Annotated in this window: 31 protein-coding genes and 3 pseudogenes; 20 read left to right on the forward strand and 14 right to left on the reverse strand. The window is 37.5% G+C overall.

Annotation, left to right across the window (positions count from 1 at the left end; genetic code table 11):
- Nucleotides 1–315: 315 nt before the first annotated feature.
- The 9 genes from ahcY to FJR08_RS10390 all read left to right on the forward strand — a co-directional run bounded on the left by ahcY (nt 316) and on the right by FJR08_RS10390 (nt 6,864).
- On the forward strand, nt 316–1,593 hold the full coding sequence (gene ahcY / locus FJR08_RS10350) for an adenosylhomocysteinase (protein WP_168633114.1): 1,278 nt from the start codon (nt 316–318) through the stop codon (nt 1,591–1,593).
- A 125-nt stretch (nt 1,594–1,718) separates the two neighbouring features.
- Nucleotides 1,719–2,135, forward strand: coding sequence for a XisH family protein (locus FJR08_RS10355; protein WP_148759668.1), 417 nt, complete (start codon nt 1,719–1,721; stop codon nt 2,133–2,135).
- Nucleotides 2,123–2,452: a XisI protein gene (locus FJR08_RS10360; protein ID WP_148759666.1), complete on the forward strand. Its 330-nt coding sequence runs from the start codon at nt 2,123–2,125 to the stop codon at nt 2,450–2,452. Before FJR08_RS10355 ends, FJR08_RS10360 begins: the two co-directional genes overlap by 13 nt.
- A gap of 359 nt (nt 2,453–2,811) precedes the next feature.
- Nucleotides 2,812–4,512, forward strand: a complete 1,701-nt coding sequence (locus FJR08_RS10365; protein WP_148759664.1) for a reverse transcriptase family protein — start codon at nt 2,812–2,814, stop codon at nt 4,510–4,512.
- Between the two features lie 529 nt (nt 4,513–5,041).
- On the forward strand, nt 5,042–5,296 hold the full coding sequence (locus tag FJR08_RS10370; protein ID WP_168633115.1) for a type II toxin-antitoxin system HicA family toxin: 255 nt from the start codon (nt 5,042–5,044) through the stop codon (nt 5,294–5,296).
- Complete coding sequence (locus FJR08_RS10375; protein ID WP_148759659.1) at nt 5,296–5,517, forward strand: type II toxin-antitoxin system HicB family antitoxin; 222 nt, start codon at nt 5,296–5,298, stop codon at nt 5,515–5,517. The genes FJR08_RS10370 and FJR08_RS10375 overlap by 1 nt, the downstream gene beginning before the upstream one ends.
- 71 nt (nt 5,518–5,588) lie before the next feature.
- Nucleotides 5,589–6,008: a XisH family protein gene (locus FJR08_RS10380; RefSeq protein ID WP_168633116.1), complete on the forward strand. Its 420-nt coding sequence runs from the start codon at nt 5,589–5,591 to the stop codon at nt 6,006–6,008.
- A complete protein-coding gene (locus FJR08_RS10385; RefSeq protein ID WP_168633117.1) occupies nt 5,996–6,328 on the forward strand; it encodes a XisI protein in 333 nt (110 codons plus the stop codon). Before FJR08_RS10380 ends, FJR08_RS10385 begins: the two co-directional genes overlap by 13 nt.
- A 206-nt stretch (nt 6,329–6,534) precedes the next feature.
- Nucleotides 6,535–6,864 carry a XisI protein gene (locus FJR08_RS10390; protein WP_168633129.1) on the forward strand — a complete coding sequence of 110 codons (330 nt, stop codon included), beginning with the start codon at nt 6,535–6,537 and terminating at the stop codon, nt 6,862–6,864.
- A 46-nt stretch (nt 6,865–6,910) separates the two neighbouring features.
- On the opposite strand, the gene FJR08_RS10395 is transcribed toward FJR08_RS10390, so the two are convergent.
- The 9 genes and pseudogenes from FJR08_RS10395 to dnaA form a co-directional block, all read right to left on the reverse strand.
- Nucleotides 6,911–7,333 (reverse strand): HNH endonuclease, encoded by a 423-nt coding sequence (locus FJR08_RS10395; protein ID WP_015077986.1) that lies wholly within the window; start codon nt 7,331–7,333, stop codon nt 6,911–6,913.
- Nucleotides 7,334–7,338: 5 nt separating this feature from the next.
- Nucleotides 7,339–7,653: a hypothetical protein gene (locus FJR08_RS10400; protein ID WP_168633118.1), complete on the reverse strand. Its 315-nt coding sequence runs from the start codon at nt 7,651–7,653 to the stop codon at nt 7,339–7,341.
- Between the two features lie 93 nt (nt 7,654–7,746).
- Nucleotides 7,747–8,109, reverse strand: a complete 363-nt coding sequence (locus FJR08_RS10405) for a hypothetical protein (protein WP_015077984.1) — start codon at nt 8,107–8,109, stop codon at nt 7,747–7,749.
- A complete protein-coding gene (locus FJR08_RS10410; protein WP_168633119.1) occupies nt 8,106–8,423 on the reverse strand; it encodes a hypothetical protein in 318 nt (105 codons plus the stop codon). Before FJR08_RS10410 ends, FJR08_RS10405 begins: the two co-directional genes overlap by 4 nt.
- Nucleotides 8,424–8,503: 80 nt before the next feature.
- The gene (locus tag FJR08_RS10415) at nt 8,504–8,770 is read right to left on the reverse strand and encodes a hypothetical protein (protein ID WP_254435731.1); all 267 of its coding nucleotides are present in this window, start codon (nt 8,768–8,770) and stop codon (nt 8,504–8,506) included.
- A gap of 103 nt (nt 8,771–8,873) precedes the next feature.
- Nucleotides 8,874–9,095, reverse strand: a pseudogene (locus FJR08_RS10420) (aspartyl protease); the annotation flags it as partial.
- Nucleotides 9,092–9,409 carry a hypothetical protein gene (locus tag FJR08_RS10425; RefSeq protein ID WP_168633120.1) on the reverse strand — a complete coding sequence of 106 codons (318 nt, stop codon included), beginning with the start codon at nt 9,407–9,409 and terminating at the stop codon, nt 9,092–9,094. The pseudogene FJR08_RS10420 and the gene FJR08_RS10425, both read right to left, overlap by 4 nt.
- 67 nt (nt 9,410–9,476) lie before the next feature.
- Entirely contained in the window at nt 9,477–9,926 is a 450-nt protein-coding gene (locus FJR08_RS10430) for a nucleoside deaminase (RefSeq protein WP_015077982.1), read from the reverse strand.
- Between the two features lie 285 nt (nt 9,927–10,211).
- Nucleotides 10,212–11,588 carry a chromosomal replication initiator protein DnaA gene (gene dnaA / locus FJR08_RS10435; protein WP_148759635.1) on the reverse strand — a complete coding sequence of 459 codons (1,377 nt, stop codon included), beginning with the start codon at nt 11,586–11,588 and terminating at the stop codon, nt 10,212–10,214.
- A 228-nt stretch (nt 11,589–11,816) separates the two neighbouring features.
- On the opposite strand from dnaA, the gene FJR08_RS10440 reads away from it, so the two are divergent.
- On the forward strand, nt 11,817–13,082 hold the full coding sequence (locus FJR08_RS10440; protein WP_371415552.1) for an HhoA/HhoB/HtrA family serine endopeptidase: 1,266 nt from the start codon (nt 11,817–11,819) through the stop codon (nt 13,080–13,082).
- Nucleotides 13,083–13,237: 155 nt separating this feature from the next.
- Here the strand turns inward: FJR08_RS10440 and FJR08_RS10445 are convergent, their stop codons facing one another.
- Nucleotides 13,238–13,648 (reverse strand): type II toxin-antitoxin system VapC family toxin, encoded by a 411-nt coding sequence (locus tag FJR08_RS10445; protein WP_168633121.1) that lies wholly within the window; start codon nt 13,646–13,648, stop codon nt 13,238–13,240.
- A gap of 2 nt (nt 13,649–13,650) precedes the next feature.
- A complete protein-coding gene (locus FJR08_RS10450; RefSeq protein WP_168633131.1) occupies nt 13,651–13,890 on the reverse strand; it encodes an antitoxin in 240 nt (79 codons plus the stop codon).
- A gap of 219 nt (nt 13,891–14,109) precedes the next feature.
- Between FJR08_RS10450 and FJR08_RS10455 the strand changes: the two are divergent.
- Together FJR08_RS10455 and FJR08_RS10460 are read left to right on the forward strand one after the other, a co-directional pair.
- Nucleotides 14,110–14,289 (forward strand): annotated as a pseudogene (locus tag FJR08_RS10455) (PDZ domain-containing protein); the annotation flags it as partial.
- Nucleotides 14,290–14,389: 100 nt separating this feature from the next.
- Nucleotides 14,390–15,311, forward strand: a pseudogene (locus tag FJR08_RS10460) (hypothetical protein).
- A gap of 779 nt (nt 15,312–16,090) precedes the next feature.
- Here FJR08_RS10460 and FJR08_RS23215 read toward each other — a convergent pair.
- Nucleotides 16,091–16,315: a hypothetical protein gene (locus tag FJR08_RS23215; RefSeq protein ID WP_217357507.1), complete on the reverse strand. Its 225-nt coding sequence runs from the start codon at nt 16,313–16,315 to the stop codon at nt 16,091–16,093.
- On the opposite strand from FJR08_RS23215, the gene def reads away from it, so the two are divergent.
- Nucleotides 16,296–16,829 (forward strand): peptide deformylase, encoded by a 534-nt coding sequence (gene def, locus FJR08_RS10465; protein ID WP_168633122.1) that lies wholly within the window; start codon nt 16,296–16,298, stop codon nt 16,827–16,829. The genes FJR08_RS23215 and def overlap by 20 nt on opposite strands.
- Before the next feature lie 65 nt (nt 16,830–16,894).
- Here def and FJR08_RS10470 read toward each other — a convergent pair whose 3' ends face one another.
- The gene (locus FJR08_RS10470; RefSeq protein WP_015081593.1) at nt 16,895–17,800 is read right to left on the reverse strand and encodes a CoB--CoM heterodisulfide reductase iron-sulfur subunit B family protein; all 906 of its coding nucleotides are present in this window, start codon (nt 17,798–17,800) and stop codon (nt 16,895–16,897) included.
- 229 nt (nt 17,801–18,029) lie between these two features.
- Here FJR08_RS10470 and acpP point away from each other — a divergent pair, with 229 nt between their 5' ends.
- From acpP to tkt, 3 genes are all read left to right on the forward strand, one after another.
- Complete coding sequence (gene acpP, locus FJR08_RS10475) at nt 18,030–18,284, forward strand: acyl carrier protein (RefSeq protein WP_015081592.1); 255 nt, start codon at nt 18,030–18,032, stop codon at nt 18,282–18,284.
- Nucleotides 18,285–18,524: 240 nt separating this feature from the next.
- Nucleotides 18,525–19,784: a beta-ketoacyl-ACP synthase II gene (gene fabF / locus FJR08_RS10480; RefSeq protein WP_168633123.1), complete on the forward strand. Its 1,260-nt coding sequence runs from the start codon at nt 18,525–18,527 to the stop codon at nt 19,782–19,784.
- Nucleotides 19,785–20,118: 334 nt separating this feature from the next.
- Entirely contained in the window at nt 20,119–22,131 is a 2,013-nt protein-coding gene (tkt, locus tag FJR08_RS10485) for a transketolase (protein ID WP_168633124.1), read from the forward strand.
- A 94-nt stretch (nt 22,132–22,225) separates the two neighbouring features.
- Here tkt and FJR08_RS10490 read toward each other — a convergent pair whose 3' ends face one another.
- Entirely contained in the window at nt 22,226–22,375 is a 150-nt protein-coding gene (locus tag FJR08_RS10490) for a hypothetical protein (RefSeq protein ID WP_158310555.1), read from the reverse strand.
- Between the two features lie 152 nt (nt 22,376–22,527).
- Between FJR08_RS10490 and FJR08_RS10495 the strand changes: the two genes are divergently transcribed.
- The 4 genes from FJR08_RS10495 to FJR08_RS10510 form a co-directional block, all read left to right on the forward strand.
- Entirely contained in the window at nt 22,528–23,115 is a 588-nt protein-coding gene (locus tag FJR08_RS10495; RefSeq protein WP_148762988.1) for a Uma2 family endonuclease, read from the forward strand.
- 237 nt (nt 23,116–23,352) lie between these two features.
- Nucleotides 23,353–23,904 carry a COP23 domain-containing protein gene (locus FJR08_RS10500; RefSeq protein ID WP_168633125.1) on the forward strand — a complete coding sequence of 184 codons (552 nt, stop codon included), beginning with the start codon at nt 23,353–23,355 and terminating at the stop codon, nt 23,902–23,904.
- Nucleotides 23,905–23,910: 6 nt separating this feature from the next.
- A complete protein-coding gene (locus tag FJR08_RS10505) occupies nt 23,911–24,744 on the forward strand; it encodes a serine protease (RefSeq protein WP_168633126.1) in 834 nt (277 codons plus the stop codon).
- A gap of 143 nt (nt 24,745–24,887) precedes the next feature.
- Nucleotides 24,888–26,294, forward strand: a 1,407-nt coding sequence (locus tag FJR08_RS10510; protein ID WP_168633127.1) for a tetratricopeptide repeat-containing serine protease family protein, incomplete at its 3' end; no start/stop codon positions are given.

A 26,294-nucleotide genomic window follows, 5' to 3' on the forward strand; every position in this document is an offset into this window, starting at 1 on the left:
GTCAATGAAGGAATAGTAAGAATCTTTGTAGAGACGTTCCATGGAACGTCTCTACATTCTTTGTTATCAGATGTCAATATCCTGTCACCTGTCATCTATTCCCGTTGGAGTTGCTATATTCTTACCAGAGATTGATGAAAAAAGAAAAAGCCCGATCTAGTGTTAACACGGCTGATATCAGAGGTGAAGCTAGTTCACAGGACTTATGGACTAGCTGATTACTAATTCTCAGAAAATATGGCTAGTAATGAGAAAACCTTGTTACAGTACGTAAAGGTTTATAAACCTGTTTCATTTTTTTAAAGGATAATTTTCATGATTGCAACAACTCCCAGATTAAAGCACGAGGTTAAAGACCTCGGCCTAGCTCCCTTGGGAAGACAACGCATTGAATGGGCTGGACGGGAAATGCCCGTATTGAAGCAAATCCGCGATCGCTTTGAGAAAGAAAAGCCCTTTGCTGGATTACGTATTTCAGCTTGCGCCCACGTGACCACAGAAACAGCACATTTAGCGATCGCTCTTAAAGCCGGTGGTGCTGATGCAGTTTTAATTGCGAGTAACCCCTTATCAACTCAAGATGACGTAGCTGCAAGTCTTGTAGCTGATCATGAAATTTCCGTATTTGCTCAAAAAGGCGAAGATGCCGCAACCTATAGCCGTCACGTCCAAATAGCCTTAGATCATCGCCCCAACATCATTGTTGATGACGGTAGCGACGTGGTAGCAGAATTAGTTCAACACCGTCAAAACCAAATCGCTGATTTAATTGGTAGCACCGAAGAAACCACCACAGGTATCGTCCGGTTACGCGCCATGTTTAACGAAGGGGTTCTCACCTTCCCCGCTATGAACGTCAACGACGCAGACACCAAGCACTTCTTTGATAATCGCTATGGTACTGGTCAATCTACCTTAGACGGGATTATCCGCGCTACAAATATCTTGTTAGCTGGTAAAACTGTTGTAGTTGTCGGTTATGGCTGGTGTGGTAAGGGTACAGCCCAGCGCGCCCGTGGCATGGGTGCAAACGTCATCGTTACCGAAATTGACCACATCAAGGCAATTGAAGCCGTTATGGATGGTTTCCGCGTACTACCAATGGCAGAAGCAGCACCTCACGGTGATATCTTCATTACTGTCACAGGTAACAAGCACGTCGTTCGCGGTGAACACTTCGATGTCATGAAAGACGGTGCGATCGTTTGTAACTCTGGTCACTTTGATTTAGAACTTGATTTGAAATACTTAGCCGCTAATGCTAAGGAAATCAAGGATGTCCGTCCTTTCACAGAAGAGTATAAGTTGACAAATGGGAAATCCGTAGTTGTACTTGGACAAGGACGTTTGATTAATTTGGCTGCTGCTGAAGGACACCCCAGCGCAGTTATGGATATGAGTTTTGCTAACCAAGCATTAGCTGTTGAATACCTGGTGAAGAATAAGGGTAGTTTAGCTGCTGGTTTGCACTCTATTCCTAGAGATGTGGATGAAGAAATTGCTCGTTTGAAGTTGCAAGCTATGGGCATTTTCATTGATAGTTTGACAGCCGAGCAAATTGACTATACCAATTCTTGGCAGTCTGGAACGTAAGTCATTAATTAGTTGATTTTTTCGGGGATAGGCTTTTGGGCTTATCCCTTTTTTTAACGAACCGCAGAGACGCAGAGAGCGCAGAGGGAGGATATAATGGGAGGAGGGTGTTATTGTAAGTTTGTATGTCAGCAAAAGACTTTTTTCACAATGCAGTTAGATTAGCTTTAGAAAAAGATAATTGGCTAATTACTAATGATCCTTTATCATTTACAGTAGATGGTCTTGACTTTAGAATTGATTTAGGAGCAGAAAGACTATTAGGAGCAGAAAAGGAAGGTCAAAAAATAGCAGTTGAGATAAAATCTTTTTTAGGTCAATCTGAAGTTACTGAATTTCATATAGCTTTAGGACAAACACTAAATTACCGTTCTGTTTTAAGAAAAAAAGAACCCAACCGCATTTTATATCTAGCGATTGGTAATGAAATATACAAAGAATTTTTTCTTATTCCGTTTATTCAAGAAATCATTGCTGAACATCAATTAAAATTACTGATATTTGAAGCTATTAAACAGGAGATTGTTTTATGGAAGGAATGAATTATCCTGAATTGGTAAAAACTGTATTAGCAAGACATACAGAAAATCATGCTTCCAAGGTCACAGAAAAGGAGTTAATTTTTGATTGTGAAAGAAATAGTTATTTAGTAGTTCATGTAGGATGGGAAAATAATGAAAGGGCTTATGGGACAATTATTCATGTAGATATTAGAGATGGAAAAATCTGGATTCAGAGAGATTTTACAGAGGAAGGGGTAGCTAGTGAGTTGGTAAATTTGGGAGTACCAAAAACGGATATTGTTTTAGGTTTTAAGCCACCTTATATGAGACAGTTTACTGATTTTGCATCAGTTTAGATTTTTTATTAAATTTTGATGACTTGATAATAACTTGATTTTTGAGGGATAGGCGTTTTGCTTATCCTTTTTTTTCGTTTTCTACTATGGATTTATGGCGTTGCTGATTAAGGGTATGAATTTTAGTCTCACGCAAAGGCGCAAAGACGCAAAGGTAAGAGTTTTAAAGGTTCAATTTGGGAATTTCATACCTCAATTCAGCAACGCCGGATTTATTTAATGAGCCACGTTCGCGTAGCGTCCCATAGAGATAGACGAGAAGAACACGAAGGAAGAGAAATGTTTTAATTTATAATAGAAGATATCATGTAATCAATATTTTACTGATAAATCTCCAATCAGTTGCATTTACAAATAATATGAACACTAATCATCTGATAACTATAGGAATTTCTCTATACCAAGAAAATAAATATAGCGAAGCTATTGATTGTTTTAACAAAATTATTTCTACTGATTCAAATTGTTATCAAGCTTATCACTACAGAGGTTTAGTTCTTAGGAAACAAAGAGATGATCAAGGCGCAATTGCTGATTTAAAAAAAGCTGATACACTTATAGCTGATCAAGAGTATACAAATATCTTTCAAAAACTTCAAAATTTAATTGGAAAAGATTATTCGCATTTTTCTAATAATAAAAATAATGATAATGATGAATTTTCTTATATTGAATATAAAGGTACTTGGCACTTAGAACAAGAAATCTATGATTTAATATCATCCGAATTAAATAAATTGGAAAATTTCCTTTCTAGCCGATTACAAACTATTGAGTTATTGCTAAAAAAGCGGGCTGAAAATTCCCAGTTTAATCAAGAAAGATTAGAAAATAAAAACTTACCTACATATAATTCCCATGAAGAAATTGCTCAAGCTATGGGAATTAGTGTTAAAGGATTGCGATTTCTGGCTTTTTCCCGCAAAGATGATCACTACATTCGTTTTCAAATACCCAAAAAACCGAGTGGATATCGGCAAATTTCCGCACCAAAAAAATTATTAAAAAAAGCTCAGAATTGGATTCTTGATAATATTCTTGAAAAACTAGAACTACATGATGCTGCTCACGGTTTCCGCCTGAAACACTCTATAGTTACAAATGCACAGATTCATGTAGGGAAAGAAGTAATTATTAACATTGATCTCAAAGATTTTTTCCCTTCAATTTCTTATAAACGAGTTAAGGGACTTTTTAAATCCTTTGGATATTCGGAAACAGCCTCAACAATTTTCGCGTTGATTTGCACAGAACCAAAAATTAAATACGTTGAAATAAACGGACAAATTAATAGTTTACTATCATGGACAGATCGTTATTTACCCCAAGGCGCACCAAGTAGTCCAGCAATTACAAATATTCTTTGTCGTAGGTTAGATAGGAGATTAACCTTTATGGCTAAACAATATGGTTTTGATTATACTCGCTATGCTGATGATTTAACTTTTTCTGCTTCTGGTGAAAGTCTTGTGAATGTCAATAATATTCTGAAACTTACCAATTTGATTGTTAAAAAAGAAGACTTTGAAATTAATGAAAATAAAACTAGGGTAGTTCGCAATTATCGTAGACAAGAAGTAACTGGTGTGATAGTTAATGAAAAACTTAATATCCCTAGAGATAAACTTAAAACCTTTCGTGCAGTTCTTTATAAAATTGAAAAAGATGGGTTGCAAAATTATACTTGGGGACAGTCTAAGGATATTATTGCCGCAATTGAAGGTTTTGCTAATTTTGTTTCAATGGTAAATCCAGAAAAAGCTGGTAAATTTATAGAACAGATACACCGAATTAAAGAAAAATATGTCCGTAAACGGGAAAAGATTGTATTAGTTCATCAAGAGCTTTTGACTCAATCTAATATTATAAAACAGATTAATGATAAACTTCGAGAAGTGAGATTTAATAAAATTAAAAAACGGCAATATCTGCAAGAAACTTATAATAAAAAATATCTTCAAGACTTAACAGACGAAGAACTATTAGAATTTTTACACTACTTGATAATCTTACAACTAGAACAATTCTCTTTTGGCGATACAGATGATCCTCCCTTCTAAAAAAACTTGCTTTTTATACATTCAATGTTTTATACTTTAATTGTCACGCGCCATTGTCAACAGGTAAAACAACCTTGCATTTGGGCGGTGGAGCGCCGCCCCCTGTATTCAAGCTAATTCTTAGTCTCCTGGCTAACGCCGTTCGGCGAGTAAGTATGTAGTTACCATGATGAAAGCTTCCTGTTTACGAAGGTGGAATCTAATGTGATTTTTTATGGGGGCTACGCCCCATAGATATAGTTTTTTTCCTTCGGGTTTCAGTATGCTTCGGTATTACGAAGGGGCAACCTAAGAACAGTGTCGCGTGATATTTTTTAACAGGATGTTTGTTATATTAAGCTAAAACACATTTAATTTGCATATTAAAACTTCATCAAGTGGTAGGTTGGGTTGAGGAACGAAACCCAACATCTTTATAATTTTATTGCGTTGGGTTGCGCTTTGCTTAACCCAACCTACGAATTATTACTAAGTAAAGAATAATGAGAATAGGATAGAATTTAATGTAAAAAAATGATAAAATAAAGCAATGTCAAAAAAACGTAAATTACTAGAGAAAGTTCTTTCAGGATCTAAAAATCTTCAATTCGATGATTTAGTTACTTTAGTTGAAGCCTTTGGTTTTTCCCTGTCACGTATTAACGGTAGTCATCACATTTTTACATATCCAAGTATCCCCGAACTTATTAACTTACAAAATCGCAATGGTAAAGCTATTCCTTATCAGGTTCGTCAATTTTTAATATTAATTGAAAAATATTCCTTAACTATGGAGAATGAATAATGAAACACTATCACATTAATATTTTCTACAGTCAAGAAGATGAAGGTTATATTGCTGATATTCCTGATTTAAAATATTGTTCAGGATTTGGTTTAACTGAAGAAGAAGCACTGCAAGAAGTTCTCAAAGCTAAAGCTGCTTGGTTAGAAGCTGCGGAAATAGAAGGTAAACCAATTCCCGAAGCAAGATATAAACCTGTAATTTATCAGATAGCTTCATAACTTCATAGTTTGTAAATTAACAACTTAACAAATTAGGTATAATCTAAGATAAAATATCACTTTAACTTCTTATGTCAGCAAAAGACTTTTTTCACAATGCAGTTAGGTTAGCTTTAGAAAAAGATAATTGGCTAATTACTCATGATCCTTTATCTTTTGAACTTACTGAAAAAGTTAAAGTGAGAATAGACTTAGGTGCAGAAAAGTTAATTACTGCGGAGAAAGATAATCAAAAAATAGCCGTAGAGGTAAAAAGTTTTATAGGACTTTCAGCCATTTCTGAATTTCATACAGCTATTGGTCAGTTTTTGAATTATAAGGTAGTATTAACACAGAAAGATCCTCACAGGATATTATATCTAGCTATATCTGAAGATATATATGAAGGATTTTTTCTAGATTCTTTTATTCAAACTGTTTTACAGACTTATGACATTAAGTTATTAGTGTTTGATGTAAAAAGAGAGGAAATCTTACTATGGAAAAGTTAGATTATCGAGAAATAGTTAAAAATTTCATTCAAAAGTATGCACAAGAAGAATGTGTAGAAGATTCAGAAAATCTCGAACTTGTTTTTGATACAGAAAGGGATGTTTATTTATTATTGGTTACAGGATGGAAAGATGAAAAGAGAATTTACTGGTTTCCCATTCATATTAGTATTAAAGATGGTAAAATTTGGATTGAAAGGGACTTTACAGAAGAAGGAATTCCTCATCAATTAGTAGAGTTAGGTGTTCCGAAAACAGATATTGTTTTAGGTTTTAGATCACCTTATGTGAGACAGTTTACAGGTTTTGCATCGGTTTAGATTTTTTGCGTCTTTACATAAAATAAAAAATCTTGATCATTGCTATACTAGAAGCATTCCTAAATCATCATCTCATGCTAACCGTAACCATTGATGAAATCCAGAAAAACTTCACTAGCTATCTTCACCAAGTAGCAGCAGGAGAAAGCATTATTATCATTGAAGCAGGTAAAGCAATTGCAGAAATTAAACCAGTTCCCAATGTTATGGAAAAATTAGATTACCCTGAATTAGTACAACAAGTGTTAGCAACACATACAGACGGTCATTGGTCTGAAGGAACAGAAATCGAGTTAATATTTGATATTCAAAGAAATCGCTATCTAGTAATTCATATAGGTTGGGAAGGTGAAAATAGAACCTATGGTACAATGATTCATGTAGATATTAAAGATGGAAAAATCTGGATTCAGAGAGATTTAACTGAGGAAGGGGTAGCTAATGAATTGGTAGAATTAGGAGTACCAAAAAGCGATATAGTTTTAGCTTTTAGAGCGCCTCATATCAGACAATTTACTGATTTTGCACAAGATTAAAACTTTGCGTCTTTGCATGACACAAAAACCCCAAAAATCCCCATCATTAATCATTAGGAGGATGCCAACTTAAACTAATCCAAATAGCCCTAGCTTGGACAACATCTTCATTATTTAATCGTAAAGCTAAAACTGTCGCTCTGCCAATAGCAGTTATCCCAATAATATGAGTACCACCATTTGCCCATTGAAAATGATCTAACCATCTTTGTAGACGAGGATTAAACAAAGATATAGATTCATTCTTTACAGGATCATTAGCTGTTATTTTCGCTCCTTTAAACTCATTACAACGATAACAACAAGCAGCTAAATTTTCTCGCTCATCATTTCCCCCCAATGAACTAGGCAAAATATGATCCATAACTAAAGGCATACCTGTTAACCGGCTAGAAGTGCGACAATATTCACATCTATAACCAGCCTCATTAATAACTTGTTGACGAAGAGATTTAGAAATAGATGACACTGGTATTATACTAATTGCTCAAAATCTGGAAGAGAAAACCCTCGCCACTTTAAAAGTGCATAGGCATAAGCTTTTTTTAACATTAAATAATCAGCACTCACCCGCAACGATTTCAACAATAACCTATCAGATTCACTTAATTGATTATTTTGATTTTTTTCTAACAGTTGAAAATGTAATTCTTGCTGACTTTCTGGAATTTGACTTTGAGCAATAGTTAATAATTCCTCAATTGTTAATTCTTGCATAGCAATTAATTCCCCTTGTAATTCCAGAGGTGCATAATCAATAGCAGGAGGAGCATTAATTTGAGTAGGCATAATTTATCCTGGTATTTGACCTATATATATTTTATAACACTTCTCTTTCTTTGCGTCTCTGCTGCTTTGCGACTTTGCGCGAAATAAAAATATTCAACCCAAAGTTAAAATATTCTCTGGAAAATCCACCACCAAACGCAACAACTTCAACCACTCAGAACCCAATAAAATTTCATTAATGCCTTTACCCACATTCACAGGAATTTGATACTGCTTTCCGTCTAATATCACTTGACCTAAATAAATCTGAAATTTTGATTCACCTTTAGCAGTCCGTAACATTTCCTCCCCACTATACAACCATTCTAAACCATCTAAATCTTGTGTATTAATAGCCATAAAACCTGCAAAACCACTATCGAATAGGGCATCTACAGCAAGATTCAAGCCATCATTAGTAACTAATTCAATCTCAAAAAATAATTGCCCATTTTCTCCAAAGTAACCCTCTATCATATTGTGCCAGTTGTCCCCGTTTCATTCAAACAAAAAACGAAGTGTCTAGCTTGAGGATATTTTTCCAACATTCTTTTATGAGATTGCATTCTATCCTGATCAATTAAATATTCCCCACTATTTGGTTCTATGGCAATATACCAACCATAATGACTTTCGATATATTGAGAACGGACACGATTAAAAATTGCCCGACAACGTTGATAAAATATTTCATCTTCCGCTTCTCGTCTAGCTAATTCTTCTGGTGCTATAATCAATTCCGGAAAAATTCTTCCTCTTCTTACCACTTTTTTTGATGTGATGTGAGTCATATTTTTAACTTGAACTCTAGTTATTATTTTAACTTAAATTGTGCTTAATTGCAACTTTTATCATTATTTGAACATAAATTTTAACATGATTTTCCCTCTTTATTTTCATCATTAAAAGCTGCTGCCAACTCAGGAGTAATAATAGCTATAGAACTTTCATGCCATTCATGAATAGTAGCATCAATCAAATCCCAAGCCTCATTAGAAGTATCAGTTAAGCGAAAAGCCTCACTCACTTCTTTAATAAACTCTTGCAATTCATCAGCATCAAATACGCTCAACCATCCATAAGGATGCTCATAACCTATTTTTTGTCCTAATAATAACCGAAACGCAACCGATAACACCTCATGTCAATAGGTAACATTACAAAAACCTTTGTTCTTGCAATTCTTCCTTTGCGTCTTTGCTCCTTTGCGACTTTGCGCGAAATAAAAATATTCAACCCAAACCTAAATAAATATTAAATCTTGACTCACCTTGTGCTGTTTGCATAGGTTCATTACCAAGAAAAACCCAATCCAGTCCATCCAAATCTTGAGTATTAATTGCCATAAACTTGGTAAATCCTGTATCTAACATCGCATCTACAGGTAGATTTAACCCATCAGCAGTAATCAAATCAATCTCAAAAAATAGCTGCCCCTCACTACCAAAATTTCCCTGAATCATATTCTCCCAGTCGTTCCTGTTTCATTTAAGCAAAACACATAATTTTTAGCCTTTGGATATTTTTGAAGGACTTTTTTATGAGCTTGAATATTATCCTGATCAATTAAATATTCCCCACTATTGGGTTCTATGGCAATATACCAACCATAGTGACTTTCGATATATTCAGAACGGACACGATTAAAAATTGCCCGACAACGTTGATAAAATATTTCATCTTCCGCTTCTCGTCTAGCTAATTCTTCTGGTGCTATAATCAATTCCGGAAAAATTCTTCCTCTTCTTACCACTTTTTTTGATGTGATGTGAGTCATATTTTTAACTTGAACTCTATTTATTATTTTAACTTGAATTATGCTTGTATGTACAGACTGATTACCGTTATTCAACCAACAACGAATCGCAACCAATATCTTCATCCCAAAGTTCCGGGTTAGTCGTAATAAAATCACTCATCATTTGTTCACATTCATCTAAATTTAAATCCACTACTTCCACACCATGAGATACCATAAACTCCTTCGCACCCGAAAAAGTCTTTGATTCTCCAGCAATAACTTTTTTAATGCCAAATTGCACCACAGCACCAGCACACAAATAACAAGGCATTAATGTAGAGTAAAGTATTGTACCTCTGTAGTTACCAATTCTCCCTGCATTGCGGAGGCAATCAATTTCCGCATGAGTCACAGGATCACCGTCTTGCACGCGCTTATTGTGTCCGCGGCCGACAATTTTACCATCCTTAACCAGCACAGAACCAATGGGAATTCCCCCTTCTTGTCTACCTTGTTGAGCTTCCAAAATTGCCGCATCCATAAATTCGTCCATTTGTCAATGCTCCTGATCTAAAAAGATAAGTATTATTGATGCTTCCCTGTGGAAAAACTGTGGAAAACCCATCCTCAATTTTTACAAAATAATGATCCTCCATGAAACTCATAAATAATAAATTAAAGTTTTCCACAGCTTTTCGGTAAAAAATTGGATTTTTACCGCAATTTTAAATAAAAATTAATCATTTATTATATTTTTCTTAAAATTCGGACTGAATAAGAGAGATTTGAATTTGATAAATTAGTTTCTTGGTTGTGGAAAACATCCAGAAAATTAATTCTATTTTAGGGAACGAGTCGCCATTTGAATGCGATCGCTCAATTGGTGTAAAGTTTGAACTAAACTCTGATCACTTTCTTGTAACTGGGTAATCTTTTCACAACTATACATCACCGTCGTATGATCTTTACCACCAAACTCCTCCCCTATTTTGGGTAAACTCAAATTTGTAAGTTGTCGCATTAAATACATTCCGATTTGTCTAGCCCAACTAATTTCCCGACGACGGGAATTACTTTTTAAGTCCTCAATAGAAACATTTAAAGCATCAGCGACTATATTTAAGATTATCTCTGGAGTTGTGGCTATTTTCTGGCTAGGAGTTCCGAGAATGGGAGCAAGATTTTCCACAGTCATAGGTAAACCCCAAATAGAAATATAAGCCAAAGCCCGAATTAATGCCCCTTCCAACTCACGGATATTAGAAGTACAATTAGAAGCAATATATTCAACTACCTCCCGTGGTAAACGAATATTTTCATATTCAGCTTTTTTCTGCAAAATCGCCATTCTGGTTTCTAAATCAGGGGTTTGAATATCCGCAATTAGCCCCATAGAAAACCGGGAACACAACCGTTCTTGTAAACTGGGAATTTGATTAGGAGGACGATCTGAAGCAATTACAACTTGCTTACCTGCCTCATGTAAAGTATTAAAAGTATGAAAAAATTCCTCTTGAGTATATTCCTTCCCCTCCAAAAATTGAATATCATCAACTAACAACATATCAGCAGCCCGATAATGTTCGCGGAAAGTTTGCATACTATCTTGACGAATAGCAGTAATTAAATCATTTGTAAACTGCTCCGTAGACACATAAAATATCTTAGAATTAGGACAGATTTCCCAGCGATAATTACCAATAGCTTGCATTAAGTGAGTTTTCCCCAAACCCACACCACCACATAAAAATAACGGATTAAATTCCCTCCCCGGATATTCGGCTACAGCTAAAGAAGCAGCATGAGCCATGCGATTGTTAGCGCCGACCACAAACCGCGAAAAAACATATTTAGAATTTAAATCTGAAGTCTTTTGCGTATTTATCGGAGCATTTGCCAAAATATGATTTATTGCTGGTAATTTCCCCCCCAGTTCCTGTTTACCCAAATGAGAAACTTCCTCATCTTCAACTACAGTAATATAAATTTCGATGGGATAACCCACAATATCTTGGACTACATTAGCAATAGTATGAATGTAATATTTTTGCAGCCAATTGCGAGCAAAAGGATTAGGAGCATATATTACCAAACAGTTGTTTTCTAGCTGCTGTGCTTTAGCTGTCTTAATCCAAGTTTCAAAGGTAGGAGGAGCTAACTCTAACTGTAAACGCTCTAATACATGATTCCACAAACCATCTATGGGAATTTCCATTAACGCCACCTTTATCCGTAATTCCTAATTCCTAATTTGTAATCACATACAATAAGATCCCCAACTTCTGATTTCAATTCATAATTTATTTACAAGCCAAAAAAGAAGTCGGGAATCTGAACTACTCTAAAGATACATAAATCAAATAGGAGGCTATATAATTATCCTGATAAAAACCAGGGGTAGCCAGTATCCTAGCACTACTAACGAATACGGAGCAATAATCACATGATGAAGATCAATAATTATAACCTAGCAGCTAAAAATATTAATACTAGATTTTTACGCCAAAACTTGGGAAATAAAGGGAAAAAATGGATTGCAGTCTGTGGTGTAGCAGTTTTCATGCTGGGAGGTTGTACCAGTCTCAAGAAAACCACCTCAGAAATAGAACCTAGTCATGCTCAATCACAAAAAACTACTGCACCCACCACAGAAATTGCTCCTCCCGCGATTTTTTCCGCTTCTGGAGATCCTAACTTTGTTGTCAAAGTCGTACAAAAAGTAGGAGGTGCAGTTGTTCGCATTGATTCAACGAGAACCGTTACCACTCAAGCACCAGACGAATTTTCTGATCCCTTTTTTCGCGGCTTTTTTGGCAATAGAATCCCTTCTCAACAAAGAGAAAGAGTAGAAAGAGGTAGCGGTTCGGGATTTATCATTAATTCATCTGGGCAAATTTTAACTAATTCCCACGTTGTCGACGGTGCTGATTTAGTTACAGTTACTCTCAAAGATGGCCGGACTTTTAAAGGTAAGGTATTAGGTGAAGATGTGGTAACGGATGTGGCTGTAATTCAAATTGAAGCTAATAACTTACCCGCCCTAGCTTTAGGTAAGTCGGATACTTTGCAACCAGGAGAAGCCGTTATCGCTATTGGTAATCCCTTGGGTTTAAATAATACTGTCACCTCTGGAATTATCAGCGCCACAGATCGTTCTAGTAGTGATATCGGTGCAAGTGATAAGCGTGTTGATTATCTGCAAACAGATGCAGCAATTAATCCTGGGAACTCCGGTGGACCATTACTAAATTACCGTGGTGAAGTCATTGGGATGAATACAGCAATTATTCAAGGCGCTCAAGGTTTAGGATTTGCTATTCCTATTAATACTGCCCAAAAAATTGCTGAGGAAATAATTGCTAAAGGTAGAGTTGATCATCCCTATTTAGGCATACAAATGGTCACACTCACACCTGAAGTTAAGGAAAAAATCATTGCCAGATTTGGCGATAAAATAAATTTATCTGCAAATGAAGGAATCCTCTTAATCAGGATTGTTGCTAATTCACCCGCAGCGGTTTCTGGATTGCGTCCAGGAGATGTTATAAAGAGTATTAATAATCAACCAGTTTTGAAAGTTGATGAAGTCCAAAAATTAGTAGAAAATAGTAAAATTGGCATTCCTTTACAAGTGCAAGTAGATCGTAATGGCAAAATTTCTCAATTTTTAGTTAAACCTGCACCTTTACCAATTAATAAAGAAAATTGATATTTGGTTAGTTGTCCCGGATTTCCTGCCCAGATTCTCAAAACTGATAAAACTTCGCGTTGCTAATAGCCCAGATGGCGATCGCCATATTATGCAACGCCAAAATTTTTAATTCAGGTGATTTTTGTGTTTATTCTTCATTTCTCATAGCTTTCTTAATCAGATTTAAGCCAGTTTTCTACTTTTAAATTAGGAACGCGAGAAAATTCACGAACATTGGCAGTAACGAGAGTTAGATTTAGAGTGAACGCTTGCACAGCAATCAATAAATCATTACTACCAATGGGCGTTCCTTGACGTTCTAAATGTGTGCGAATTGTGGCATAATTATGATCTACATCCGCCATTAATGGCAATACAGGAATAATGCTAAAAGCTAGTTCAATTCTTTGTTTTAATCGGAATGAATTGCTTTTTTCCGCGCCAAATCGTAATTCACAAGCTACAATAATACTGGTACAAATTTTTTCTTCACCAACATCTTGAATTTGAGAAAAAATTCTCCCTGTTGGGTGTTTAATAAAATCAGAGAGTATATTAGTGTTGAGTAAGTAAGAATAAGACATTTTTATAGTTCAATATCATCTAGGGGTAATAATCCTTCATCAACATTGGGAAAATCTTCTTCAATATCATCTAAGGTGGCAAAAATTTCCAGGAGGGATTTTTTCTGATAGGGTTCTATGATCAGTTTTCCGTCTTCTTGTCGGATAATTACTTCTGTTGTTGATAGGTTTAATTCTTGAGGAATTATTAAGGTTTGGGTGTTATCTGCTTGAATAAGTTGGACATGATATTCTGTACTCATTGTCATGATCCTTTTCTGTGGTTTTATGGGATGATAGTCATGGAGCAGGCGCTCGCTAGTATATTAATTTTGTGTGCTTTGGAGCGATTTACTGGGAAATTATTGGTGTTACCGTAGTTTACACCGAAAGCATCTGTTCCAGGCACTTTCTCAAAAATATGCGACACATTTTGTGCATGAAGTCTTATGGGATAAGGGATTCAGAATTAACACACTAGATTGCGTCCAGGAGATGTTATAAAGAGTATTAATAATCAACCAGTTTTGAAAGTTGATGAAGTCCAAAAATTAGTAGAAAATAGTAAAATTGGCATTCCTTTACAAGTGCAAGTAGATCGTAATGGTAAAGTTTCTCAATTTTTAGTTAAACCTGCACCTTTACCAGTTAACAAGGAATAAAATTCCTTAGAAACTCTCAGAATCAGGTGGTTATCGAGCGAAGTCGAGATAATATCCAGAATTAAAGGATGAACAGGATGGAAACAGGAATTAAAAGCAGATGACGCGCTTTATACATGATCAATTCGCAAAACAATATCTAACAGAACTATTAACACCTTATGGACAAGTAGAAACCAGTAAAGATATTACCGCAGAAGTTAGACAAATTGACAATTTTATTTATTCCTTCACCCCAACCGACACAAAGCCTAGAAAAACTAGGATTACTGGGGAGAATGGCCACAAATTATGCCATATTTGAACCATTCCGTAATCCTGTCAGCAGAAGTGAAATTCGCAGTTGTATAGGTAAATTATTTGACATTCATGCGGATTTAGAACGGCAAGCTAAACGCAATGAGACGCGAATCAATGAAACTGAATTAGCCCAACTATGGATTTTTACGCCAACAGCATCGGTAGATATACTAGAGAGCTTTAATGGTACTCTAGATGAAACAAACTGGGGAAAAGGCATTTATTTTTTATCAACAGGATTAAAAACCGTAGTTGTGGTGATTCATCAACTACCCAGTACACCCGAAACACTGTTTTTACGGGTTTTAGGGAGAGGAAAAGTACAAAGACAAGCAGTGGAAGAATTAGAAGCACTAGCAAATAATAGTCCGTTCCTTGGGGATATTATAGAATTAGTACATAACTTAATTGCTGTGTTATCCACTCGTCAGCGTCAGGAACACGATATTGATCAAGATGATCAGGAGTTAATTATGAAATTATCCCAAATGTATCAACAACAGTTAGAAGAGATTAAAAAACAAGAACGACAAGAAGGACTTGATAGAGGGATAGAAAGAGAAAGACGCGCTATGATTGAAAGTATCTTGCAAGTGCGTTTTGGGGAAGTTGATTCACAATTAGCAGCAATTATCAACCCTCTGATTGCTATGAAGAGAGAAGAATTTACTCCTTTGCTTTTACAATTATCCCGTGAGGAATTATTAGCTAGATTTGTGTAACTGAGTTCCACAAAGCGACAAAGCGAAGCGAACAGTATTCGTATTAGATAGGGGTAAATTCAGCCACAGATACCATATACTTATGCAACCTCAGTTATTAATGGCTTATTTGTTTGGCTTACAGACCCGTCTGGAAATGAATTTCCAGGCTAATAGCTCAAGTTTACTAAAGTAAACTAAGTGACATACTCCTACACTGATGCAAGCATACAGTGTAGGCAACGAGCGCGACTCTTCTATGAAGACATTGACTGAGCTTTGTTTTAAGTCCACGAGAAGCCCCTCCGCAGACTATGCAATTTCTTACCTTGTACCCTACAAATTTTACTGTCCTGGATGAGATGCTGGCTTATTCGCGCTATAGGACAAACCCGGAGGTGATTTGTATTAATCAAGATGTGCCTACTTGCTTCTATGCTGTGCAAGGTCGTCGCTTACCAATAATCGCAATGCTATTGGACAGAGGCTTATCAGACACCAATAGGGGTGAAGTCAACCAAATCTATTATACCAAATTTAAAATATTTTGCTCATTTCCTCCATGTCTTCCTTCCTCTCTACGAGACGCTACCGCGAACGCCTACGGCATTGGTCGGAAGACTGTCGTCAACTCACAAGCCTACGGCACGCTACGCTACGCAATTCATCTCAACACCTCCCTATCGGGCAGGTGTGAGGCTTCTTGCTGTTTCAGCTAAATTTAGGCAAAAAATTTTTTAGTTCTTTTAGTCATCTTGAGATGACTTTTGCTATGAGACTGGGAATTTATTCCCAGGTGGTTAGGTGGTTCTGATCAAATTGATTTGATTGGACATGGTTCCATGTTCTTCCGTGTTCTCTGGCTGTGCAGTGCTTCGTTTAATTCCATAACTCGTGCGAGGTACAAGGCGACGGAAGGAAGGCGATCGCACATCATCAATGGTATAATCGTCAAAACGGCGATATTTATGAAATTTGGTATGAGAAAAATATAGAGATTTGAAAATGTTATTAACGCCAATCATTAAATTAGGTAATCCGATATTACGACAAAAAGCTGTTGCGGTTGAGAATATTCAAAATCAAGAAATTCAAAACCTCATTGATGAACTAATTACCTCAGTTGCTCAAGCTAATGGGGTGGGAATTGCAGCACCACAAATAGCAGCATCCTACCGTTTATTTATCGTTGCTTCCCGTCCTAATGCCAGATATCCCCACGCACCAGAAATGCAGCCGACCGCAATGATCAACCCCCGAATTATTGCCCATTCTTCGGAAATGGTTAAAGGTTGGGAAGGTTGTTTAAGTGTTCCTGGAATTAGGGGTTTAGTCCCTAGATATCAAACAATTGAAGTTGAGTATACAGACCGTTATGGCAATTTACAAAAACAAGAATTAACGGATTTTGTTGCCAGAATTTTTCAACATGAATATGATCATCTAGAAGGATTAGTATTTTTAGATCGTGTGGAAAATAATCATGATTTAATTAGTGAGGAAGAATATCAAAAATCGGTGATTGGTAAAAATGAGTGATCCACAGATCCCCGACTTCTCTAAGAAGTCGGGGATCTAAATTCTCCTAAATTCTCGGTGATATTTTACCAACCTAATTTTTCTAAAATGGGTTTTGTAGACACAATATGTCTGTCTAAACCCAATTCTTTGGGACTGACACCTAAAGCTAAAGCAATTAACTGGGGTAAGTGTAAAATCGGTAAACCTAACTTTTCCCCAATTACTTTTTCTACCTCTGGTTGACGAGAATCTAAATTCAAATGACACAAAGGACATGGTGTGACAATACAATCAGCACCATTATTTAAAGCTTCTTGGATGTGATTTCCCGCCATTTGGAAAGATTCGGTTGTCGCATAGCTAGATAAAGGCCAACCACAGCATTGAGTTCTGCCACGATAATATACAGGTGTCGCCCCTACTGCCCGAAATACATTTTCCATTGCTTCGGGTTTAAAAGGATCATCATAGGGCATGGATTTCTGAGCGCGAAGCAGATAACAGCCATAGAAAGCTGCACATTTTAATCCACTTAATTTCTTGGTAACACGCTGAGTAATTTCCTCTAAACCATAATCTGTGACTAAAGCATAAAGAAGATGTTTAACTTCTGTACTCCCCCGATAAGGAGAACAGCCTTCTTTTTCTAATAAACCATTAACCTTATTCACGTAATCAGGATTTGTTGATTGACATTCTTTTAATCGTTCATCAACATGACCAATAACACCTTGACAAGTGCTGCAATGGGTAAGTAAAGGGAGATTTAATGATTCTGCTAACGCGATATTTCTGGCATTAACGGTATCTTCTAGTAGTTGAGAATCTTCTTTAAATGTGCCTGAACCACAGCAAGAGGCTTTTTTCAGTTCAACCAATTCAATACCCAAGGCTTGAGTGAGAGATTGAGTTGATATATACAGTTCCCTACAAGCCCCTTGAGCTACACAGCCTGGATAGTAAGCGTATTTTAGCGGTTTAGATAGCATAAAAGTATAGTTGGTTTATTGTTTAGAGGTGATGAGGATTGATTAATTGGGTGGTTACTGTGGTTATTAAACCTTTATCTCTCATTTCCAGGATCTCCTTCATCTTTAATCCTCAGTTTTAATGATAGAACCTATACTCAGGTTCACCCTTTCCGATAAGATGTATATGCCCAAAAAAAACTTTGTTCATTTAGAGCAAATCATAGCAACTTGTTAAGGACTTTTATTTATGAGCCAAGCAGCAACTTTTGAAAAAGTTAAAAAAATTATCGTTGAGCAACTTAGCATAGAGGATGCGGATACGGTTACACTAGAAGCCAATTTTGTTGATGATTTAGGGGCTGATTCCCTAGATACAGTGGAGTTAGTTATGGCTTTGGAAGAAGAATTTGATATCGACATTCCTGATGAAGCGGCTGAAAAAATTAAAACTGTTCAAGACACTGTGGATTATATCTCTAGTCACGCTACTGCATCTCCATAGGCAAATTTTGATTCAGCATTGACGGGTTTAAACAAATACTTTAAGAGTATACAAATTAACTGGATAAACCCGTCCTTAGATGAGTGTTAAGTGTCTAAACTGTAAGTTTGACTTCAAAAAAAGCACCAAAAGTCCATAATATTGAGCAAACAGTATAGTCTTAACTAAGAATACTTAACTCGGAACTCAGCCCTCTTAATTGTTTCCCCCTGCTGCTTTTTCGCCATATTTAATGCAATCATGACAGACTATAAACGTAACCGCGTTGTTGTAACAGGTGTGGGCGCGATTACACCCATTGGTAACACACCAGCCGAATATTGGGAAGGATTATTAAGCGGACGAAATGGGATTGACTATATCACCGCCTTTGATGCTTCTAAACATAGTTGCCGCATTGCGGGTGAAGTCAAAAACTTTGATCCACACACTTACTTAGATCGCAAAGAAGCCAAGAGGATGGATCGGTTTGCCCAATTGGGTGTATCAGCAGCTAAACAAGCTATTGCTGATTCAGGTTTAGTAATTGATGATCTCAACGCTGAACAAGTTGGTGTAATTATCGGTTCGGGAATTGGTGGAATTAAAGTTTTAGAAGACCAACAAACCATTTACTTAGATCCTAATAAAGGTCCTAGTCGTTGTAGTCCCTTCATGATTCCCATGATGATCGCCAATATGGCAGCAGGATTAACAGCAATTCATACTGGGGCAAAAGGTCCAAATTCCTGCTCTGTAACAGCTTGTGCTGCGGGTTCTAATTCTATCGGCGATGCTTTTCGTCAAATTCAAGGCGGATATGCCACAGCCATGATTTGCGGTGGCTGTGAAGCCGCAGTTACACCCCTGTCAGTGGCAGGATTTGCGGCTGCTCGCGCCCTGTCCACCCGCAATGATGATCCGGCTCATGCTTGTCGTCCCTTTGATCGTGATCGTGATGGCTTTGTCATGGGTGAAGGAGCAGGAATTTTAATTCTCGAAGAATTAGAACACGCCCTCAGCCGGGGCGCAAGGATTTATGGGGAAATTGTTGGTTATGGGATGACCTGTGATGCTTATCACATGACTTCTCCTGTTCCCGGTGGTTTAGGTGCAGCCAGAGCGATTGAGTTAGCTTTAAAAGATGCGTCACTGACACCGGAAATGGTTAGTTACATCAATGCTCATGGAACTAGTACATCAGCTAATGATGTGAATGAAACCGCGGCGATTAAGAAAGCTTTGGGAGATCATGCGTATAAAGTAGCCATCAGTTCTACTAAATCCATGACAGGACACCTGTTAGGCGGTTCTGGTGGGATTGAAGCTGTAGCGACAATTTTAGCGATCGCTCATGATCAAATTCCCCCCACCATCAACATCGAAAATCTTGATCCAGAATGTGATCTAGATTATGTCCCCCATACCAGTCGCGCTCAAGTAGTAGAGGTAGCTCTATCTAATTCCTTTGGCTTTGGTGGTCATAATGTTACCCTAGCCTTCAAGAAATTTAATCCCTAAAGATACTTCCTAGTCAGGTATTAGGTGACAGGTGACGTTAATAACCTAATCACCCATTACCACGACTTGTATTATTGATCCCCAAATAATTTTGCTAGTGGTTAGCTTTTAAAGAAGTGAACCTGTGGCAAGTATGATAGAGATCATTCCTAACTGAACAGTTAGTTTAGGATAACCAAATTATCGGCTTTATTCATCACCAAGAACTCAGAATATCCCCCTTGTCCATTGACAATTGGGAATGAGATGATGAAGAAAGTGGGATCACTTTATAATGACCCCAGCAAGAAAAAGCTAAAAAGAGTCCTAACCCGTCGTTAACAATAAAGAGATTATGGCTGTTGCAACCCAATCCATCCAAGAACTTTGTATTAATTCGATCCGCTTTTTGGCTGTAGATGCCATAGAAAAATCTAAATCAGGACACCCAGGACTACCGATGGGCGCGGCTCCAATGGCTTTTGTGCTTTGGGATAGCTTCATGCGCTATAACCCCAAAAATCCCCAGTGGTTCAACCGCGATCGCTTTGTTTTGTCCGCTGGTCATGGTTCAATGTTGCAGTATGCCCTACTGTACCTAACAGGCTACGATAGCGTTACCATAGACGACATCAAGCAATTTCGTCAATGGGGTGCTAAGACCCCAGGCCACCCCGAAAACTTTGTCACAGCCGGTGTAGAAGTTACAACAGGCCCCTTAGGTCAAGGAATTGCCAATGCAGTTGGTTTAGCAGTAGCCGAAGCACACCTAGCTGCTAAGTTTAACAAGCCTGATGCCACAATTGTTGACCACTACACCTATGTAATTCTTGGTGATGGTTGCAACATGGAAGGTATTTCCGGTGAAGCTGCTTCTATTGCCGGACACTGGGGATTAGGTAAACTCATTGCTCTTTATGACGACAACCACATCTCCATTGATGGTTCTACAGATGTAGCTTTCACTGAAGATGTTTCTAAACGCTTTGAATCCTACGGTTGGCACGTTCTCCACGTTAAAGATGGTAACACCGATTTAGCCGGAATTGCCCAAGCCATTGAAGCCGCAAAAGCTGTCACCGACAAACCCACCATGATTAAGGTGACAACCACCATTGGTTATGGTTCTCCCAACAAACAAGATACCGCTGGTATTCACGGTGCGGCTTTGGGTCCAGAAGAAACCATCGCCACCCGCAAAAATTTAGGTTGGGAATATGACGCTTTTGTAGTTCCTGAAGATGCCCTTAATCATACTCGCAAAGCAGTAGAACGCGGTGCTGGTTACGAATCCGCATGGAACACAGTTTATGCTGGTTACAAAGCTAAATACCCCCAAGAAGCGGCTGAATTTGACCGTTTCATTAGCGGCAAATTACCAGAAGGTTGGGATCAAGTATTACCTACCTACACAACCGAAGATAAAGCATTACCTACCCGTAAACACTCAGAAAACTGCCTCAACAAACTAGGGGCTGTTTTACCTGAGTTAATTGGTGGTTCTGCTGACTTAACCCACTCCAACCTCACCGAACTCAAAGGCGCTGGGGATTTCCAAAAAGGACATTTCGCTAACCGTAACATCCACTTTGGGGTACGGGAACACGCAATGGGTGCAATCTGTAATGGTATGGCATTGCATAACTCAGGTTTGATTCCTTACGGTGCAACCTTCCTAATCTTTACCGATTATATGCGGGCTGCGATTCGTTTGGCTGCTCTTTCCGAAGCTGGTTCAATTTGGGTCATGACTCACGACTCCATTGGCCAAGGTGAAGATGGTCCTACTCACCAACCCATTGAAACTCTCGCTTCTTTGCGGGCTATTCCTGATTTAACCGTAATTCGTCCCGCTGACGGAAATGAAACCTCTGGTGGTTACAAAGTCGCAATTGAGAAGTCTAAAGCAAACGCTTCTACTTTATTGGCGTTCACTCGTCAAAACGTTCCTAACTTAGCAGGTACATCCATTGCAGGTGTCGCTAAGGGTGCGTATACAATTGTTGATTCTGAAGGTACACCAGATATCATCTTGATTGGTACTGGTTCAGAAGTCAGTCTCTGCGTTAGTGCAGCGGAAAAATTAACTGCGGTCGGTAAGAAGGTTCGCGTTGTTTCTATGCCTTCTTCAACCTTGTTTGACACACAAGATGCAGCTTACAAAGAATCTGTTCTTCCTAAAGCTGTTACTAAGCGTCTATCTGTAGAAGCTGCTAGTAGTTTCGGCTGGCACAAATATATCGGTAGCGAAGGCGACACTGTAAGTATTGATACTTTTGGTGCTTCTGCTCCTGGTGGTATTTGTTTGGAGAAGTTTGGCTTCACTGTTGATAATGTTTTAGCTAAAGCTGAGGCTTTGTTAGGTTAATTATCACAGGATATTTTCTGATTTTGTGGGGTGGGCTGTAAAAGCTCACCTTTTTTTTGTGGAAAAAGTTAATCTATGATTTCTAAAAAATAATTTAAATAAATAAACGAACCACAGAGGCACAGAGAACACAGAGGGAGGAAAAATAGAAATATTGTTTAAGAGCCAAATTCATTGATTCTTGTAAATATCCTAATGCAGATAAAACTTCGATGTATTCATCTTTAATTGATACTGTTACCATTGTCTTTACCTCATCATTAAGTTATTTAGATATTTTGTTATATTTTTAGAGGAAATTTCATGAACATTAACAAAAATGAACTTACACGAGTATAACATTAGTGTATGATAGAATATTACTAATATCACAATAATTAACTCTCTGTTGATATTATGCAAACACAAACACGGTATTACAGCCCAGAAGAATATTTAGAACTAGAAGAGAAAGCAGAATATAAAAGCGAATACCGAGACGGAGAAATTATCCCTATGACTGGAGGAACAACAAATCATAATAAAATAGCAGGTAACTTTTATGCTTATCTGAAATTTGCGTTAAAGAAGAAAAATTATGATGTGTATATTGGTGATGTGCGTTTGTGGATACCGCGTTATCGTCAACATACATACCCTGATATCATGGTAATTCAAGGAGAACCTATTTACACAGGTGCAAATACAACTACTGTCATGAATCCTTTATTAATTGCTGAAGTTTTATCTAAATCAACTAGCAATTATGACCAAAGTGATAAATTCATGTACTATCGTTCTATCCCTGAATTTAAAGAATATATTTTAATTAATCAATATCAATATCATGTTATGCAATATGTGAAAACCGACGATAGTAAATGGATATTCACAGAATTACAGTCTGAATCGGATATTTTGACATTAGAAACAATAGATTTTCAGATTGCTTTGAGTGACTTATATGAACAGGTCAATTTTACACAAGTTAATGAAAATGAATAATTAAGAGAACTCTATTTTCTGCTATATACTAAACACGCTTGGGAAATTAACTTTTACAAGATTAGGAAAAACCTAGATTTGTAGGGGTTTAGCAGTGCTAAACCCCTACTATAGAATCACACGATTAAGACGTTTTGAATATAAATTAGTCCGTGAGTTGCCCAAACTTGCTCATGTTTACATATAATTTATTATAAGAACAGTATTAAATTAATATCGCAAAAATTACCTAAAGTTATGAAACAAAGGTTATTTAGTCAAGGGTGGATAGGGTTGACGCAAATTGTTATTCTCGCTTCCTTGACAGCATTAACGACAATTGCGACTACCAACCAACCCAGCCACGCTAAAGGTGAGACCTTTTACTGTGGCAAAAGTAAAGGTATACCTGTTACCTTTGTCCGTACTCAAGATAGTAGAAAAGTAACAATAGTTCGCTGGACTTCTAATGCTTACTTTCCACCACCTTGGACTGCTCAACGTCGTTGTGACGAAGTATCGCGCAGATTTCAAAGGAGTAATGACAACGGTACTCTGAAAAATATCACCACTGGGACGCTCAGAGGTGAACCAGTTGTTTGTGCTGGTACTAGCCAAAATACTGCTTGTACAAGTAATAATTTATTATTTACTCTCAAACGTGGAGTTAATCCCAGTGCTACTCTCCGCAGACTCTTAGACCGTCGGGGTTTAGCTGCTGGTAAGACAACAGTCGATGAAAGTGCAGGTGACGCAATTAATATTGACTTCCAGCTTTACCTGGATAATGCCACAGTTGAACCGGATTAAATTAACATGATTTGGCGGATATTAAAATTTGTCGCCTGTATTGGCGGTTTGTCAATGTTGCTTTCAAGTTCGGCGGAAAGTATCAGTATTTCCGCCAAAAAAACTAGCATAACACAATCGCCAATTCCATTATCAGCAGCACAGTTGCAGGAAAAAGCGGCCGCTATGACTGTCAAGATATTATCAACAGATTTTTTGGGTTCAGGAATATTACTAAATAAACAAAATTCAGTTTATACAGTATTAACAAATGCCCATGTTTTGCGAGCAGATAATCCACCCTATCGTATTCAAACACCAGATGGGGAAATCTATCAAGCAGATGTACAAAAAAATGTAAATTTTCACAATTATGATTTGGCAATATTGCAATTTTCGACTATTAAAAAAATCTATTCTGTTGCAAATTTGGGTACTGTTCCCAAAATAGGAGATCAGGTATTTATTGCCGGGTTTCCTATGGAAGAAGAAAGCGAAAAAATCAGCTTTGTATTTATTGGTGGTAAGGTATCTTTGATATTATCAAAAGCTTTAGAGGCTGGTTATCAGGTGGGCTATACAAATCGTTTAGAAAAGGGGATGAGTGGCGGTGCTTTATTGAATAAACAGGGTGAGGTTGTGGGTGTGAATGGAATGCACGCTTATCCTTTATGGGATATTCCCTCTGTGTTTTTGGATGGTTCGCAAGCAGAGGAAAAATTACATCAGGAAATTGTGCGTTTAAGTTGGGCTATACCAATAGATAGGGTTGTGCAAATGATGGGGAAATTCGAGATATCTAATTCGGATTTCGTTATAAACATAAACCGCCCCGAACTCAAGTTCAGGGCTAATAACTAAAGTCCGTTAAAACGGACTAGAAATTTCTTTTAGTCGTCTTTAGACGACTTTCGCTATTAGACTCAGAATTCATTCTGAGGCGGGCTGGTTTTCACATTGCAGCAAGTTTATTATCCCAGATTTTGAAAGAGGAGAAAAAATCAATGAATTATAAATACACAATTCCAGCAGCACTAATAGGGGTATCAATCGCCCTAGTACAGCCGCAAATAGCCTTCGCACTATCTTCCGGTGAAGTGGCAAAAATGGCTAAACAAATCACTGTTTTAATTGATAGTAAAAGTCCCGGTTCAGGGGTAATTGTTAAGCGTTCAGGCAATACTTACACCGTTCTCACTGCGAGTCATGTTGTCGCTGGTAAAAATAAAGCCGAAATAGTCACTCCAGATGGTAAACGCTACCAACTCAACTACAGCACTGTTAAACCTCTACCAGGAGTAGATTTAGCTACTTTTCAATTTACTAGCAGCAATAATTACGCAGTTGCTAAAATCGGTAATTCTGATCAATCTCCAGAAGGAACAATCGCCTATGTAGCAGGATTCCCAAAAGCCAAAGCTGCTTCTATTTCTAGTTCAATTTACAATTTCACCGATGGGAAAATTACCGCAAATGCTTCCAGACCACTTAAAGATGGCTATGCCTTGGTGTACAGCAATATTACATTACCAGGGATGAGTGGTGGACCTGTGTTTAATGAGCAAGGGGAATTAATAGGAGTTCATGGAAAAGGAGATGAATCAGAAGCAGAGATAGCAACTTCAAAGATTAATCTTGAAGTTGCTTATGTGAAATCAGGTTTTAATTTGGGGATTCCTATTAATACTTTTTTGAGACTATCGGCTAAATCTGAGGTAGACGTGGGTGTGACTCCACCTCCAGAGAGAGTATCAACTGCACCGAAAGCTGATGATTTCTTTATTCTGGCTGCGGATAAGTATGCAAAAGGAGATAAGCAAGGAGCAATAGCTGATTACACCCAAGCTATTAAGATGAATCCTAATCTTGCTGAACTTTACAACAACCGGGGTGCTGCTCGTTATGATTTAGGAGATAGGCAAGGAGCAATAGCTGATTTAAATCAAGCTCTCAACATTAATCCTAACTTTGCCGAAGTCTACAAAAACCGGGGTGTAGCCCGTGCTAAATTAGGAGATAGGCAAGGAGCAATAGCAGATTACAATCAAGCTCTCAGTATTAATCCTAACTTTGCCAACGCCTACAAAAACCGAGGTGTAGCCCGCTATGAATTGGGAGATAGGGAAGGAGCAATAGCAGATTACAGCCAAGCTCTCAACATTAATCCTAACTTTGCCGAAGCCTACAGCAACCGAGGTGTTACTCGTTCTGATTCAGGAGATAGGCAAGGAGCAATAGCAGATTACAACCAAGCTATTAGCATTAATCCTAACTTTGCCGAAGCCTACAGCAACCGAGGTGTTACTCGTGCTAAATTAGGAAATAAAGAAGGAGCAATAGCAGATTACAATCAAGCTCTCAACATTAATCCTAACTTTGCCGAAGCCTATTATGGAAGGGGTGCTACCCCA

This window comes from Dolichospermum sp. UHCC 0260 (assembly GCF_009711985.1).
GTDB lineage: Bacteria > Cyanobacteriota > Cyanobacteriia > Cyanobacteriales > Nostocaceae > Dolichospermum > Dolichospermum lemmermannii.

Excerpts from the sequence above, each read along its gene's own strand:
- ahcY (WP_168633114.1), top strand. The coding sequence starts at position 316 with ATGATTGCAACAACTCCCAGATTAAAGCACGAGGTTAAAGACCTCGGC.
- FJR08_RS10355 (WP_148759668.1), top strand. The coding sequence starts at position 1,719 with ATGTCAGCAAAAGACTTTTTTCACAATGCAGTTAGATTAGCTTTAGAA.
- FJR08_RS10360 (WP_148759666.1), top strand. The coding sequence starts at position 2,123 with ATGGAAGGAATGAATTATCCTGAATTGGTAAAAACTGTATTAGCAAGA.
- FJR08_RS10365 (WP_148759664.1), top strand. The coding sequence starts at position 2,812 with ATGAACACTAATCATCTGATAACTATAGGAATTTCTCTATACCAAGAA.
- FJR08_RS10370 (WP_168633115.1), top strand. The coding sequence starts at position 5,042 with ATGTCAAAAAAACGTAAATTACTAGAGAAAGTTCTTTCAGGATCTAAA.
- FJR08_RS10375 (WP_148759659.1), top strand. The coding sequence starts at position 5,296 with ATGAAACACTATCACATTAATATTTTCTACAGTCAAGAAGATGAAGGT.
- FJR08_RS10380 (WP_168633116.1), top strand. The coding sequence starts at position 5,589 with ATGTCAGCAAAAGACTTTTTTCACAATGCAGTTAGGTTAGCTTTAGAA.
- FJR08_RS10385 (WP_168633117.1), top strand. The coding sequence starts at position 5,996 with ATGGAAAAGTTAGATTATCGAGAAATAGTTAAAAATTTCATTCAAAAG.
- FJR08_RS10390 (WP_168633129.1), top strand. The coding sequence starts at position 6,535 with ATGGAAAAATTAGATTACCCTGAATTAGTACAACAAGTGTTAGCAACA.
- FJR08_RS10400 (WP_168633118.1), bottom strand. The coding sequence starts at position 7,653 with ATGCCTACTCAAATTAATGCTCCTCCTGCTATTGATTATGCACCTCTG.
- FJR08_RS10405 (WP_015077984.1), bottom strand. The coding sequence starts at position 8,109 with ATGATAGAGGGTTACTTTGGAGAAAATGGGCAATTATTTTTTGAGATT.
- FJR08_RS10410 (WP_168633119.1), bottom strand. The coding sequence starts at position 8,423 with ATGACTCACATCACATCAAAAAAAGTGGTAAGAAGAGGAAGAATTTTT.
- FJR08_RS10425 (WP_168633120.1), bottom strand. The coding sequence starts at position 9,409 with ATGACTCACATCACATCAAAAAAAGTGGTAAGAAGAGGAAGAATTTTT.
- FJR08_RS10430 (WP_015077982.1), bottom strand. The coding sequence starts at position 9,926 with ATGGACGAATTTATGGATGCGGCAATTTTGGAAGCTCAACAAGGTAGA.
- dnaA (WP_148759635.1), bottom strand. The coding sequence starts at position 11,588 with ATGGAAATTCCCATAGATGGTTTGTGGAATCATGTATTAGAGCGTTTA.
- FJR08_RS10440 (WP_371415552.1), top strand. The coding sequence starts at position 11,817 with ATGATGAAGATCAATAATTATAACCTAGCAGCTAAAAATATTAATACT.
- FJR08_RS10445 (WP_168633121.1), bottom strand. The coding sequence starts at position 13,648 with ATGTCTTATTCTTACTTACTCAACACTAATATACTCTCTGATTTTATT.
- FJR08_RS10450 (WP_168633131.1), bottom strand. The coding sequence starts at position 13,890 with ATGAGTACAGAATATCATGTCCAACTTATTCAAGCAGATAACACCCAA.
- def (WP_168633122.1), top strand. The coding sequence starts at position 16,296 with ATGTTATTAACGCCAATCATTAAATTAGGTAATCCGATATTACGACAA.
- FJR08_RS23215 (WP_217357507.1), bottom strand. The coding sequence starts at position 16,315 with ATGATTGGCGTTAATAACATTTTCAAATCTCTATATTTTTCTCATACC.
- FJR08_RS10470 (WP_015081593.1), bottom strand. The coding sequence starts at position 17,800 with ATGCTATCTAAACCGCTAAAATACGCTTACTATCCAGGCTGTGTAGCT.
- acpP (WP_015081592.1), top strand. The coding sequence starts at position 18,030 with ATGAGCCAAGCAGCAACTTTTGAAAAAGTTAAAAAAATTATCGTTGAG.
- fabF (WP_168633123.1), top strand. The coding sequence starts at position 18,525 with ATGACAGACTATAAACGTAACCGCGTTGTTGTAACAGGTGTGGGCGCG.
- tkt (WP_168633124.1), top strand. The coding sequence starts at position 20,119 with ATGGCTGTTGCAACCCAATCCATCCAAGAACTTTGTATTAATTCGATC.
- FJR08_RS10490 (WP_158310555.1), bottom strand. The coding sequence starts at position 22,375 with ATGGTAACAGTATCAATTAAAGATGAATACATCGAAGTTTTATCTGCA.
- FJR08_RS10495 (WP_148762988.1), top strand. The coding sequence starts at position 22,528 with ATGCAAACACAAACACGGTATTACAGCCCAGAAGAATATTTAGAACTA.
- FJR08_RS10500 (WP_168633125.1), top strand. The coding sequence starts at position 23,353 with ATGAAACAAAGGTTATTTAGTCAAGGGTGGATAGGGTTGACGCAAATT.
- FJR08_RS10505 (WP_168633126.1), top strand. The coding sequence starts at position 23,911 with ATGATTTGGCGGATATTAAAATTTGTCGCCTGTATTGGCGGTTTGTCA.